This is a genomic window from Micromonospora sp. WMMA1996 (assembly GCF_002573675.1).
Lineage (GTDB): Bacteria > Actinomycetota > Actinomycetes > Mycobacteriales > Micromonosporaceae > Micromonospora > Micromonospora sediminicola.
The window spans coordinates 465,185-478,832 of the sequence record NZ_PDHU01000001.1 but is presented as its reverse complement, the minus strand read 5'-3'; the positions used below and the strand labels follow the sequence as shown (position 1 = coordinate 478,832).

Genomic DNA, 13,648 nt, shown 5'->3' with positions numbered 1-13,648 from the left:
CGGCGCACAGGCGGCGAGGTCAGCGCATGCCGCGCAGCGCTGTCTGCAGGCGCTCCTGGGCCCGCCGGCGACGCTCGTTGCTCGCGCCCAGCACCAGCAGGACGATGCCGACCGGGATCAGCACCAGCCACGGGCCGAGGCTGAACAACGCGTGCACCGCGGCGATCGCGGTGACCGTCGCGCCCACGATCACCGGCGCCTGCTGTCGGCTCGTCGAACCGAAGATCAGCACCGCCACGGCGCCGAGCAGCAGCAGCACCTGACGCAGCATGCTGGAGTCGGTCGCGATCACGATCGCCAGCGTCGGCAGGAACGCGGTCACCAGGGCCGGTCCGTACGCCACCCAGCTCGACAGGTCGGGCCGGTGACGCAGTTGCAGCACCCCGACCAGCAACGCGAGTGCCGCGAACGGCAGCGTGTACGCCTCCGGGAGCGCCACGTCGGCCACCCGCATCAGGATCCACCAGGCGCTGATCTCGCAGGCCACCACCGCCCAGAACAGCAGGTTGCGCTCCATCGGACGGCGGCCCGGACGGCTGGCCGCCACCCCGAGCACCGCGCCCCACGCGGCCAGCAGCGCGGCGATGTGCCGGGGCGAGTCGTACGCCAGCGCCAGCGCGATGAGGGCCGCCCCGTAACCGCTCCACTCGACGGTGGCCGCCTCCCGGTACGCCTCCGGCCGGCGCAACCGGGGCAGCGTGGCGGCGAAGACCTGCAACGCGGCGCCGACCGCGAGCACCCCGAAGGCGGACCAGACCGCGGCGAGCCCCACCACCAGCCCGAGCGTGAGCGCGAAGAGCTGGGCCATCAGCGAGCCGAACAACCAGCCGAGGATGCGGGCCCGCTGGGTGGTGCCGAACAGCGCGGCCACGATGCCCACGCCGACGGCGCCGCCCAGCGTGAACAGGGTCAGGTCGCGGGTGGCGAGGCTGCCGCAGAGCCCCGCGCCCCCGGCGGCGAGCCCGATCGCGAAGACCAGCACCCGGGCGACCCGAATCGACCTGGCCGGCTCCACCAACGGCGGCGGTGGGGTCAGCGCCAGCCCGAGCATGGAGATGGTGAAGACGGCCAGCGCGGCCAGCGTGGTCACCGGCCAGCCCCGGCCCAGCGCCACCGGCGTGATCAGCAGGGTGAGGGCGGCGCCGGGCAGGACCACCGGCACCGCCCGGGACCGGCGACCGCCGCTGAACCCGGTCGCGGCCAGCGCCGCCGTGGCGGTGAGCAGCAGCGCGGTGAGCACATGGGTGGGGTCCACGGCGTCCGGCGGCGGGGTGAGCAACTCCGGCGGCGGCCCCTGCCACACCCGGCCCAGCGCCGCGAACGGCGAGAACAACGCCACCACCAGCGACGGCGCCAGCGTGGCCAGGGCCAGCGCGGTGGGCAGCGCCGCCGCGGCGAGCGCCCCGGCCGCCGGGCTGACCCGCCAGCGCAGCTCCGTGCGGTCGCCCGGGTCCCGGCGCAGCGCCCCGTCGAACAGCACGGACCAGCGGCGCACCGGGCGGGCCGAGCCGACCGGCGGGACGGTGGCCGCCCGGACCAGTTCGGCGAGCACGCCGAGCAGCGCCGCGGCGGCGGCGAACACACCGGCGGGCAGGCGCACGAGCAGAGCGGCCGCCGCGGTCACGGTGGCCGCGCCGACCACGGCGACGCTGGCGTACGGAAGGTACTGCGGCACCTGCCGGCGTACCGCCGCGACCACGGCCAGGCCGATGCTGGCGGCGGCCAGGGCGGAGGTGAGGACCACCTGCGGCGGGCGGCCGAACTCGGCGGACAGGGCGGCCACCGCGCCGGGAAGGGCCAGCAGCGCCGCCCCGGCGCCCGCACCGCCCACCTGCACCAGATGCGGCGGCATACCCTCGGCGCGGATGTCCTCCACCAGCATCGGCGCGAGCGTGCGAGCCAGCGCGGCCACCGTCACCCCGATCAACGCGATGCTGCCCAGCGCCAGCGCGGTGGTCCAGGGGCGGACCAGCCCGGCGCCGGCCGCGTGCAACGCCACCACGCCGGCCACGGTGGCCCGGGACAGCGCGGCCCGCGGATCCGCCGCGGCCGCGGCGGCCATCCCGAAGACGGTGGCCACCATGGCGCCCACCAGCACCGGCGACCACCAGGGCAGGTCGAACGCGGCCGGCGCGCCCACCGTGGCGAGCACCGCGGCCGCGCCCGACACGTCGTACTTCCAGGGCGGTGGCAGGAGGATGGCGGCGGTGACCGCGAGCAGCGCCAGCGCGACCGGCGCCTGCCAGGTGGACCCGCCGGTCGGCGCCGCCGGCCAGCCGCTCAGGTCACCGGCCCAGATCGGGCCGGGGGTGGCCAGCACACCGAGCCCGCCGCGCAGCGCGCTCCAGGCGGCGATCAGGCCGATCAGCGTGCCCCCGGCGGCGATGCCGAGGATCGGACCGCGCCGCCACTCCTCCGGCAGCGCCCGGGCGGCGACCGCCACCAGCAGCACCAGCGCGGCGGCCACCACGAGCTGACCGCCCGGCGCGAGGACCGCGGCGATCCGGGCCAGCGTGGCCACCAGCGCCACCGTGATCGCGGCCAGGGCCAGGTCCGAGCCGTCCAGCGACATGTCGGCGCGGCGGCCGGCGTCGATCCGCGGGGCCAGCGCCAGCAGCGCGGCCGAGATCAGCAGCAGACCACCCACCCAGGCGTCCGCCGAGGTGGCGCCGGGCGCGCCGAACCCGGCGGCGGCGACGGCGACCGCGCCGAGCACGGTGCCGAGCGCGTGCGGCATGCTCAGCTGCCGCTGCGCCACCTGGACCAGGGCGGCGTAGCCGAGCGTCACGCAGACCGCGAGGAAGCTCGCGGCGAGGATCGGAACGGTGATCTCGCGGAGGTTCGCCGGGGTGGGCGCCGGCGGGGTCGGCACGGTGGCGGCGACGAACGCGGCCACCGCGCCGGGCAGCGCGAACGCCGCGCCGCCGGCCGCCCAGGCGCAGACCCGGTCCGTCGCGGCGGCGGCCAGGCGCACCCGCGGCGCGAGCGACACCAGCGCCCCGGCCAGGAAGAGGAGCGTCAGCGCGGCGGCGGTGAGCGCGGGGCGGGCGAGCGCGGCCCCGGCCCCGACCAGGCCGAGCCCGGCGGCGGTCACCGCGTGCGCCACGGCGGCGCGCTCGGTGCCGGCGGTGAGCCCGAGCACCCCGATCGCGACGGCGGTGAGCAGCATCGGCCAGCAGGCCGCGGCCCAGCCCAGGCCGAGCGAGGCCGGCACCGCCAGCGCGGTGAGCGCCGCGCCGACCACCGCGAACTCCCGGCGGATCTCCGGCGGCAGCGCGACCACGGCGGCGACGGTGAGCAGCAGCGCGGCGGCGGCGAGCTGCCAGCCCGTCGGTCCGACCGCGCGGGCCAGCTCGGCGTGCCACCCGCCGAGGTCGGCCGACCAGGCGGGCAGCGCCGCCCGGACCGGGGCCAGCCCGGCGCGCAGCGCGCCGCCGGCGACCACCAGGCCGCTGACCGTGAGCGCCACCGCGGACGCCAGCTGCGGACCCCGACGGGCCGCCTCCGGTACGGCCCGGACGGCGAACCCGGTGAGCGCGATGACCGCGGCGATCAGCAGCAGCGAACGCCCGGGCAGGGCCACCGACGCGACCCGGCCGAGCGCGCCGATGACCGCGAGGGTGAGGATGCCGGCGCCCACGTCGGGCAACGGCGGCCGGCGCAGCACCAGCGTCCCGGCCAGCGCGACCAGCGCGGCGAGCAGCAGCACCGCGCCGGCGCCGGCGGCGGTCGGCACGGTGGCGGCGCGGAGCAGGGCGGTGACCGCGTACGCCAGGGCGACCGCGACCGCGGCCCCGTGCAGCAGCCAGGTCAGCTCCCGCAGCCACGGCACCGGACGGGCCGGCGCGGCGGCGGCCGGCCCGGTGGGCGACTCGCCGCCGAGCACCTCACCGGCCTCCTCCGGCGCCGACTCCGGCCGGTCCTCGTCGGCGCGCTGCCGGGGTGCGGCGGGCGCCGGCGGCACGGTGGGGGGCAGGTCCTGCCGGACCGGCCGTTCGCGTACCACCACCGAGCGGGCCAGCGCCAGGTCCAGCACGGCCACCACGGTGAGCACCAACGCCCACCCCGCCGGGCCGGTGATCCGCTCGTACGCCAGCAGCGGCAGCACCGGCTGGGCGGCCAGCACGGTGGCGAACCGGGGCGCACGCAGGCCCGTGCCGTACGCGTAGCCGAAGGCGACGACGGTGGTGACCAGGAAGATCGACCCGGCGAACGCGGCGCCCGAGGTGCCGCCGCCGATCCGGTCCACGGCCCAGAGCGCGTACCCGGCCAGCGGCACCAGCAGCAACCCGACCGCCGCGATGGTCTCGGCGGTCGAGGTGAGCCCGCGCCGGGCCAGCACCGGCGGGGCGAGCAGCATCAGCACGGTCGCGACCAGCAGTACGCCGAGCCGCGCCAACGCGTCCATCGAGCTGGTGGCGACCGCGGCGAAGACCACCGCCGCGACGCCGAGCAGCAGCGCGCCCAGCCCGAGCGGAATGTTCTGCACCTCGCGGGACGACGCCTCCGGAGGATGCTCCGGGTCGTCCGCGTCGAGCCACTGGGGGCGGCCGCGGGGCGGCGGCGGGGGAAGGTCGTCCGGCCCGGGCGGCGGGGTGCCCTGCCGGGGCACCCGGGGCGGCGCGCCGGTGGCGGCCGTGGGTGGGCGGCGTCCGGGCCGCCGGCGGAGCACCCGGCGGGGACGGGTGGCCTGCTTGATCCGCTCCTCCCCGGCGTGCGCCAGGATGTCGCGCTGGAAGAGGGCGGCCTGCATCTTGGCTGCGATCTGCCGCTGCTCGCGGGCGATCTCGGCGTCTCGTGCCTTCATCTCGGCGATCGACCGCTCGATGTCGGCCAGGTGCTCGGTCCACTGGGGCTGTTCCGCGCCGCAGTGGGGGCAGACGACGGCGGGCTTGATCTCCCGCCCGCACGAGGCGCACCTGAAGCTCTCCACGTCAGTCTCCCGTTCGCCCGCGCCCCCGCACTGTGGACCTCCCAGAGGCAGCATGCCCTGAGCGGGCCGGGATTTCGACAGTTGCCGGCGCGTTCCGGACAACAAAAAAGGACCGGCCGGTCGGGGATGCGATCCCCGGCCGGCCGGCCCGACGTCGACGGGTCAGGGGCGACCCATGCCGCGGTACTCCCACCCGGCCTGCGTCCACAGTGTCGAGTCCAGGCAGTTGCGCCCGTCGACCACCCGGCGGCCGTTGGCCAGCTCGCCCAGCGCGACCGGGTCGGCGTTGCGGAACTCGGCCCACTCGGTGAGCACGCAGACCAGGTCGGCGCCGCGGACGGCGTCGGTCATGTTCTCCTCGTAGGTCAGCTCCGGCACGGCGCGGCGCGCGTTCTCGATCCCCTGCGGGTCGAAGACGTGCACGTCGGCGCCGGCCTTGCCGAGCAGCGCGGCCACCGCGAGGGCGGGGGCGTCGCGTACGTCGTCGGTGTTGGGCTTGAAGGTGGCGCCGAGCACCGCGATCCGGGTGCCGGACAGGTCCGGACCGGCCGGGCCGGAGCGGCGGCCGAGCAGCTCGGCGGCGAGCTGCACCACCCGGGTACGGCGGCGCAGGTTGATCAGGTCGACCTCGTGCAGGAAGCGCAGCGCCTCGCCGGCCCCCAGCTCCTGGGCACGGGCCTGGAAGGCCCGGATGTCCTTGGGCAGGCAGGCGCCGCCGAAGCCGAGCCCGGCCTGGAGGAACCGGTTGCCGATCCGCGGGTCGTAGCCGATGGAGCGGGCGAGCTGGGTGACGTCGCCGCCGGCCGCCTCGCAGACCTCGGCCATCGCGTTGATGAACGAGATCTTGGTGGCCAGGAACGCGTTCGCGGCGACCTTGACCAGCTCGGCGGTGGCGAAGTCGGTGACCACCAGGGGCACCTCGCGGTCCTCGGTGGCGGCCAGGTCGAAGACGCCCTTGTGGGCGGCGAAGAGCATGCCGTTGGCCCACTCGCTCTTGACGCCGACCACGATCCGGTTGGGGCGCAGCACGTCGTCGACGGCGAAGCCCTCCTGGAGGAACTCGGGGCTCCACGCCACCTCGACCCCGAGGTCGGTCGGGCTGTGCTTGCCGACCAGCTGCTCCACCCACTCGGCGGTGCCCACCGGCACGGTGGACTTGCCGACGATCAGCGCCTTGCGGGTCAGGTGCTGGGCGAGGCCGGTCACCGACGCCTCGACGTACGACAGGTCGGCGCCCATGCCGTCGGCCCGCTGCGGGGTGCCGACGCAGATGAAGTGCACGTCGCCGAAGTCGGCAGTCTCCTGGATGTCGGTGCTGAACCGCAGCCGGCCGGCGGCCAGGTTGCGCCGCAGCAGCTCGTCGAGGCCGGGTTCGTGGATCGGCACCTCGCCCGCGTTCAGCTTCGCGATCTTGTCCGCGTCGACGTCGAAGCCGAGCACCTCGTAGCCCAGCTCGGCGTAACAGATGGCGTACGTCGCGCCGAGGTAGCCGGTGCCGAGGAAGGTGACCCGGGGCCGGGCCGCGCCGGACGGCGGGGTCACCGCGGCGATGGCGGGCGTCGGCTGGGAGTTCGGGTACGGGATCGTCACGCCTGTCTTCTCCGCTCGCACTGGCGGCGCTTCCTCGCGTCGCATTCTGCTGGGGGCGCCTAGGCCGGGCACCGAGGGGACTGATGTCTGGTGTGAGGGTAGTGGGTCGGGTGGACGACGCTCGGGCGCGAGCCTACCCGCCGGTAAGGTTCGGCCGTAGCCGGTGGCTATCCTTCAGTCTGCGGCAGTCGGCAGCTTCCGGGCGGCACAGACTGCGCATGATAGCGGTGAAAGGGGAGGGCCGACATGGCCGCAGAGCAGTCGTTCGACGTCTACCGGTTGCCGGAGGAGCACGAGGCGATCCGGGAGGCGGTCCGTGAGGTCTGTGCGGCGAAGGTGGCTCCGCACGCCGCCGAGGCGGATGAGACAGGTGAGTTTCCCAAGGCGTCCTACGACGCCCTGCGCGCCGCCGACTTCCACGCCCCGCACGTCCCGGTCGAGTACGGCGGCGCCGGCGCGGACGCGCTGGCCACGGCCATCGTGATCGAGGAAGTGGCCCGGGCCTGCGCCTCGTCCTCGCTGATCCCGGCGGTCAACAAGCTGGGCACCATGCCGCTGCTGCTGGCCGGCTCCGAGGAGCTGAAGCGGAAGTACCTCACGCCGGTCGCCTCGGGCGACGCGATGTTCTCCTACTGCCTCTCCGAGCCGGAGGCCGGCAGCGACGCCGCGTCGATGACCACCAAGGCGGTCCGCGACGGCGACCACTGGGTGCTCAACGGCGTGAAGCGGTGGATCACCAACGCGGGCGTCTCCGAGTACTACACCGTCTTCGCTGTGACCGATCCCACAGCTCGGTCCCGGGGCATCTCGGCCTTCGTGGTGGAGAAGTCCGACCCGGGGGTCAGCTTCGGCGCGCCGGAGAAGAAGCTCGGCATCAAGGGCTCGCCGACCCGCGAGGTCTACTTCGACAACGTCCGGATCCCGGCCGACCGGATGATCGGCGCGGAGGGCACCGGCTTCGCCACCGCCATGCAGACGCTGGACCACACCCGGGTCACCATCGCCGCCCAGGCGATCGGCATCGCCCAGGGTGCGCTGGACTACGCCAAGGGCTACGTCCAGGAGCGCAAGCAGTTCGGCAAGGCGGTCGCCGAGTTCCAGGGCATCCAGTTCATGCTCGCCGACATGGGCATGAAGCTGGAGGCGGCCCGGCAGCTCACGTACGCGGCGGCCGGCAAGTCGGAGCGCGGCGACGCGGACCTGACCTACTTCGGCGCGGCCGCCAAGTGCTTCGCCTCGGACGCCGCCATGGAGATCACCACCGACGCGGTCCAGCTGCTCGGCGGCTACGGCTACACCCGCGACTACCCGGTCGAGCGGATGATGCGGGACGCCAAGATCACGCAGATCTACGAGGGCACCAACCAGGTGCAGCGCATCGTCATGGCCCGGCAGCTGCTCAAGGGCTGAGCGCCGGCGTCGACGTTCGGGCGGGCGGGCCGGGGTGACCCGGCCCGCCCGCACTGGTCAACGGCTCTCGCTGGTGCCCTCCGGCCGGGCGGCGCCGCGCGGCGGCGCGGACCACGGCGACTCGCCGCCGGTGCGGCGGGGCAGGGGATCGGTGGGGGTTTCCGGGTAGGCCAGCGTGAGCGGGGCCGTGTCCGGGTCCTTCGGCGCGCCGGCCGGCGGCCAGTCGGTCAGCGTGGGCCGGTGCTCGACCGGTGTGACGGCCGGGGTCAGCTCCGCCTCGGCCGCCACGGGTCGCCGCCACCGCTGGGCGCTGAACATGGCCATCAGCAGCAGCAGGCCGATGAGGAACAGCGTGCCGTTCTCCAGCGGCTGGCGCAGCGGCAGCGGGTCGCCGAGCACCTTCAGGTCGTCGGGCACCCGGTCCCGCACGGAGAAGGGCGCGACGAACAACCCGACGTACGGGGCGGCGAGCAGCAGGCCCGCCACGAGCGGGCCGAGCGGCGAGAAACGCAGCGTGCCGAGCAGGCCGAGCAGGACGCCGGCGACGCCCAGGTAGACGGCCGGCTCGATCAGGTTCGGTGTGCTGTACGTACCGATCTCCACCCAGCGGTTGACGGTCCGCCCAGATCCGTCCTGACCGAGGGTGACGAGCACCCAGGTGACGGGCGCCACCACCAACCCGGCGAGGAAGCTCCAGAGATGTCGCATCCGCGCACCGTACCGTTTCCGGCATGACAGATCATCCCGCGGTGCCGGCGGGTAAGCCGACCTCGTACTCCCGCGTCACACTCAGTCGCATCATGACCGCTGTCGATGTCAATCTGTACGGCAGCGTGCACGGTGGGGTACTGATGAAGTTCGTCGACGACGTGGCCGGCGCGGCGGCGGCCCGGCACAGCGGCGGCACCGCGGTCACCGCCTCCATCGACGAGATCGTCTTCTCCGAGCCGGTCAGGGTGGGCGACCTGGTGCACGCGCACGCACAGGTCAACTGGACCGGCAACACCTCGATGGAGGTCGGGGTGCGGGTGGTCGCCGAGCGCTGGGACTCGGCCGAGGACGAGCCGGTGCGCGTCGCCACCGCGTACCTGGTCTTCGTGGGGGTCGATGTGGGCGGCGCGCCGCGTCCGGTCCGACCGGTGCTGCCCGAGACGGCCGACGACGAACGCCGCTTCCGGGAGGCGGAGATCCGGCGCGCCCACCGCCTGGCCCGCCGCCGCGCCATCCAGGCCCACCGCGCCGGCTGAGGTGCAAGGAAGGGCCCCTTGTTAACGCCTCCGGCAGAGGAGGGGGCCCCTCTTAACACCCGGGCATACCGGCGCTGCCCGCCACCGCCTGCCGTTCTCCCGCGAGGCGTCGGGTGTTAAGCGGGGCCCCTTTCCATGCACGAGGCGTTAATAAGGGGCCCTTCCTTGCGTGCGGCCCACATGGGTGGGGGGTTCGGGGTGTGGGGTGGGCACGCCCCGGAACCGCCACCCGGTGCGGAGAATGGCGGCACGAGGTAGGGCAAGATGGCGCCACGGCCCATGCACAGTGTCGTGACGGGCCTCAGGGAGGGTGGAACGTGTCTGACGTGCTGTGGACGCCGCCGGCCGACGTACGCGAACGGTCCCGGATCGGTGACTACCTGCGCTGGCTGGCCGAGCACCGCGGGCTGGAGTTCGCCGACTACGACGCGCTGTGGCAGTGGTCGGTGACCGACCTGGACGGGTTCTGGGGCTCGGTCTGGGACTACTTCCAGGTGGTCGCGCACACCCCGCCGACCGCCACGCTCGCCGGGCGGGCCATGCCCGGCGCCCGCTGGTTCCCCGGCGCCACGCTCAACTACGCCGAGAACGTGCTGCGCATGCCGGGCCTCGACGACGACGCCCCGGCGGTGATCGCGCACGGGCAGACCCGCGCCCCGGAGACGCTCACCGCGGCCGAGCTGCGCGAGCGGGTCCGCCGGGTGGCGGCCGGTCTGCGCCGGCTCGGCGTCGGCCCGGGCGACCGGGTGGCCGCGTACGCGCCGAACATCCCGGAGACCTACGTCCTGCTGCTCGCCACTGCCAGCCTGGGGGCGATCTTCTCCTCCTGCGCGCCCGAGTTCGGCACCCGCAGCGTCACCGACCGGTGGCAGCAGATCGAGCCCACGGTGCTGGTCGCGGTGGACGGCTACCGCTACGGCGACAAGCCGGTCGACCGGCGCGCCGAGGTGGCCGCGATCCGGGCCGCGCTGCCGTCGCTGCGGCACACCGTCGCCGTCCCGTACCTCGATCCGGCCGGCGAGACCCCGGCGGGCGCCCTGGCCTGGGCGGAGCTGGCGGCGGAGACCGACGAGCCGCTGACCTTCACCCCGGTCGCCTTCGACCACCCGCTGTACGTGCTCTACTCCTCCGGCACCACCGGCCTGCCCAAGCCGATCGTGCACGGCCACGGCGGCATCCTGCTCGAACACCTGAAGATGCTGGCGCTGCACCACGACCTGGGTCCGTCCGACCGGTTCCTCTGGTTCACCACCACCGGCTGGATGATGTGGAACTTCCTGGTCTCCGGGCCGGCGGTGGGCGCGGCGATCGTGCTCTTCGACGGCAACCCGGGCCACCCCGACCTCGGCGCGCTGTGGCGGCTGGCGGCGGAGACCGGCACCACCTACTTCGGCACCTCGGCCCCGTTCCTGCTGGCCTGCCGCAAGGCCGGGCTGGTGCCGCGGGAGATCGCCGACCTGTCCGCGCTGCGCGGCCTCGGCTCGACCGGCGCGCCGCTGCCGGCCGAGGGCTTCACCTGGGTGTACGAGAACGTGGGCGACCGCCTCCAGCTCCAGTCGCTCTCCGGCGGCACCGACGTCTGCACCGGTTTCGTGGGCGGGGTGCCGCTGCTGCCGGTGCACGCGGGGGAGATCGCCTGCCGGGCGCTCGGCGCGAAGGTGGAGGCCCGCGCGGCCGACGGCTCGGCGGTGATCGGCCAGCTCGGCGAGCTGGTGATCACCGAGCCGATGCCGAGCATGCCGGTCGGGTTCTGGAACGACCCGGACGGCGCCCGCTACCGGGAGGCGTACTTCGAGGTGTATCCCGGCGTCTGGCGGCACGGCGACTGGATCACGGTGAACGAGCGCGGCGGCTGTGTGATCACCGGCCGCTCCGACGCCACGCTGAACCGGGGCGGGGTGCGCCTGGGCACGGCGGAGTTCTACTCCGTGGTGGAGGGGCTCGACGAGGTGGTCGACTCGGTGGTGGTGCACCTGGAGGACGACGAGGGCGGCGCCGGTGAGCTGCTGCTGTTCGTGGTGCTGGCCGACGGCCTCGAACTCGACGACGCGATGCGGAAGACGATCTGCCGGGAGCTGCGGACCGCGCTGTCACCCCGGCACGTGCCGGACGAGATCCACCAGGTCCGGGCCGTGCCGAGAACGTTGAGCGCGAAGAAGCTGGAGGTCCCGGTCAAGAAGATCCTGACCGGCACCCCGGTCGACTCGGCCGCGGCCAAGGGCGCCCTGGCCAACCCCGAGTCCCTGACGGCCTTCGCCACCCTGGCCCAACGCCGCGCCAGCTCCGACCACCCCACCCCAGCCTGACCCCCGGCCCCCCGTCCCGCTGATCTTGCACTTTCCGCCCCGACGAAAGGGGTGAATGCTCCGAACCCGGGGCCGCAAGTGCAAGATCGCGGGGGTGGGGTGGGGGTGGGGGGGTGGTGGGGGGGTCAGGGGAGAGTGTGGGTGGTTTTTTCCGTTGTGGCGCGGTGGGCTTGGCGCGTGGGGTCGGGGTGGGCGCAGGGGACCACGGAGGCGCCGGCGGTCAGCGGGGCCAGCAGCCAGTCGACCGGGTCGGGGTGACGGGTCACGTCGACCAGGAGGCGGTCACCGGCGCGCAGGCCCAGCTCCGCGGCGCGCGCCTGGGCGCGGGCCAGCAGCGCCGCGTCCGCCTCGCCGCCCGAGGGGTACGGCGTGAAGTGGTCGCCGTGTCCGCGTACCGCGCCGACGAAGTCGGCGCAGCCCGGCGGCACCTGCCGCATCGGCAGCGCGAACGGGTCCAGCGCCAGGGCGTACCGCTCGCCGGCCGGCCACCGGGCCGCCTCGTCGACCCGGTCGACGGCGGTGAACAGCACGTCCACCGGGGTCGGCCGGTCGACCACCGTCGTCTTCGCCGACCAGCAGCCGAGCAGCACCGCGGCGGTCTGCCAGTGCGGCGGCAGCAACACGCCGACCGGGTCACCGGGCGCGGCCCCGGCCTCGTCGACGAGCAGGTTGGCCGTCTTGGCCACCCAGTTCGCCAGCGTCGCGCCGGAGAGTTCGGTGCGCTCGCCGGTGGCGTCGTCATACCAGGTGAGCAACGGTCGGGCGGGGTCGGGCGCGATCGCGTCGGCGAAGACCCGGGCAATGTTGTCGGCCATCGGCGCGAACGATACGCGCCCCCGGCGCGTACTCGATGACAACGACAAGTCGGCGTACCGTCGGGTCGCAGTCAGCGTCGGGCACCCGGCCCGGCGTAGGCTTGCCGACAGTGTTCTTCCCCACAACCGCGCCACCTGAGGAGTCGCCCCGTGACCGCCGGTCGCCCGCCCCGCGTACTCATCGACGCCACGAGTGTCCCCGCCGACCGAGGCGGCGTCGGTAGGTACGTCGACGGCCTGCTCGGCGCGCTCGGCCGGGTCTGCGGTTCCGGCGTCGACCTGGCCGTGGTGAGCCTGCGCACCGACCTGGAGCGCTACACCCGGATGCTGCCCGGCGCCGAGGTGATCCCCGCCCCGGCCGCCGTGGCGCACCGCCCGGCCCGGCTCGCCTGGGAGCAGACCGGCCTGCCGCTGTTGGCCCAGCAGGTCAACGCGGAGGTCCTGCACTCGCCGTTCTACACCTGCCCGCTGCGGGCCGGCTGTCCGGTGACGGTCACCGTGCACGACGCGACGTTCTTCACCGAGCCGGAGCACTACGACAAGTCGCGCCGGACGTTCTTCCGCAGCGCGATCAAGACGTCGCTGCGCCGGGCCAACCGGGTGATCGTGCCGAGCAAGGCCACCCGGGACGAGCTGATCCGCCTGCTGGACGCCGACCCGACCCGGATCGACGTGGCCTACCACGGCGTCGACCAGGCCGCCTTCCACGCGCCGGGCGACGAGGAGAAGGCCCGGGTGCGGGCCCGGCTCGGGCTGGGCGAGAGCAGCTACATCGCGTTCCTCGGCGCCAAGGAGCCGCGCAAGAACGTGCCCAACCTGATCCGGGGCTGGGCCCGGGCGGTGGCCGACCGACCCAACCCGCCCGTGCTGGTGGTGGCCGGCGGCCAGGGGCACGACGACGACATCGACCGCGCGGTGGCCGAGGTGCCGTCGCACCTGCGGCTGCTGCGCCCCGGCTACCTGCGCTACGCCGACCTGCCCGGCTTCCTCGGCGGCGCGCTGGTCGCCGCCTACCCGTCCTACGGCGAGGGTTTCGGGCTGCCGATCCTGGAGGCGATGGCGTGCGCGGCCCCGGTGCTCACCACTCCGCGGCTCTCCCTGCCCGAGGTGGGCGGCGACGCGGTGGCCTACACCAGCGAGGACCCGGACCAGATCGCCACCGACCTGGGCGCCCTGCTCGACGACGAGCAGCGACGGCTCTCCCTGGCCAAGGCCGGGTTCGACCGGGCCAAGGAGTTCACCTGGGAGTCCAGCGCGGAGGTGCACATCGCCGCCTGGCGCCGGGCGCGTTCCTGAGCGTCCGCTGCGGGTCGTCGACGACCGACCCTGGCGCTCGCCCGCTTCGGG

General features: G+C 74.7%; 8 protein-coding genes. 4 read left to right on the top strand and 4 right to left on the bottom strand.

Going from position 1 to position 13,648, the window contains the following annotated elements:
* Window positions 1–19 precede the first annotated feature (19 nt).
* The gene (locus COO58_RS02280; protein WP_098743648.1) at window positions 20–4,933 is read right to left on the bottom strand and encodes an SCO7613 C-terminal domain-containing membrane protein; all 4,914 of its coding nucleotides are present in this window, start codon (window positions 4,931–4,933) and stop codon (window positions 20–22) included.
* A gap of 162 nt (window positions 4,934–5,095) precedes the next feature.
* Entirely contained in the window at window positions 5,096–6,523 is a 1,428-nt protein-coding gene (locus COO58_RS02275; protein WP_091581814.1) for a UDP-glucose/GDP-mannose dehydrogenase family protein, read from the bottom strand.
* Between the two features lie 246 nt (window positions 6,524–6,769).
* Between COO58_RS02275 and COO58_RS02270 the strand changes: the two genes are divergently transcribed.
* Window positions 6,770–7,933 carry an acyl-CoA dehydrogenase family protein gene (locus tag COO58_RS02270; RefSeq protein WP_091581810.1) on the top strand — a complete coding sequence of 388 codons (1,164 nt, stop codon included), beginning with the start codon at window positions 6,770–6,772 and terminating at the stop codon, window positions 7,931–7,933.
* Window positions 7,934–7,990: 57 nt separating this feature from the next.
* Here COO58_RS02270 and COO58_RS02265 read toward each other — a convergent pair whose 3' ends face one another.
* On the bottom strand, window positions 7,991–8,641 hold the full coding sequence (locus COO58_RS02265; RefSeq protein WP_098743646.1) for a hypothetical protein: 651 nt from the start codon (window positions 8,639–8,641) through the stop codon (window positions 7,991–7,993).
* Between the two features lie 23 nt (window positions 8,642–8,664).
* Between COO58_RS02265 and COO58_RS02260 the strand changes: the two genes are divergently transcribed.
* The gene (locus COO58_RS02260) at window positions 8,665–9,180 is read left to right on the top strand and encodes an acyl-CoA thioesterase (RefSeq protein WP_091581803.1); all 516 of its coding nucleotides are present in this window, start codon (window positions 8,665–8,667) and stop codon (window positions 9,178–9,180) included.
* Between the two features lie 317 nt (window positions 9,181–9,497).
* A complete protein-coding gene (locus tag COO58_RS02255; protein WP_098743644.1) occupies window positions 9,498–11,486 on the top strand; it encodes an acetoacetate--CoA ligase in 1,989 nt (662 codons plus the stop codon).
* A gap of 125 nt (window positions 11,487–11,611) precedes the next feature.
* On the opposite strand, the gene COO58_RS02250 is transcribed toward COO58_RS02255, so the two are convergent.
* On the bottom strand, window positions 11,612–12,301 hold the full coding sequence (locus tag COO58_RS02250) for a TIGR03089 family protein (RefSeq protein ID WP_098743643.1): 690 nt from the start codon (window positions 12,299–12,301) through the stop codon (window positions 11,612–11,614).
* 150 nt (window positions 12,302–12,451) lie between these two features.
* Here COO58_RS02250 and COO58_RS02245 point away from each other — a divergent pair, with 150 nt between their 5' ends.
* A complete protein-coding gene (locus COO58_RS02245; RefSeq protein ID WP_091581794.1) occupies window positions 12,452–13,597 on the top strand; it encodes a glycosyltransferase family 1 protein in 1,146 nt (381 codons plus the stop codon).
* Window positions 13,598–13,648 lie beyond the last annotated feature (51 nt).

Excerpts from the sequence above, each read along its gene's own strand:
- COO58_RS02265 (WP_098743646.1), bottom strand. The coding sequence starts at position 8,641 with ATGCGACATCTCTGGAGCTTCCTCGCCGGGTTGGTGGTGGCGCCCGTC.
- COO58_RS02250 (WP_098743643.1), bottom strand. The coding sequence starts at position 12,301 with ATGGCCGACAACATTGCCCGGGTCTTCGCCGACGCGATCGCGCCCGAC.
- COO58_RS02260 (WP_091581803.1), top strand. The coding sequence starts at position 8,665 with ATGACAGATCATCCCGCGGTGCCGGCGGGTAAGCCGACCTCGTACTCC.
- COO58_RS02270 (WP_091581810.1), top strand. The coding sequence starts at position 6,770 with ATGGCCGCAGAGCAGTCGTTCGACGTCTACCGGTTGCCGGAGGAGCAC.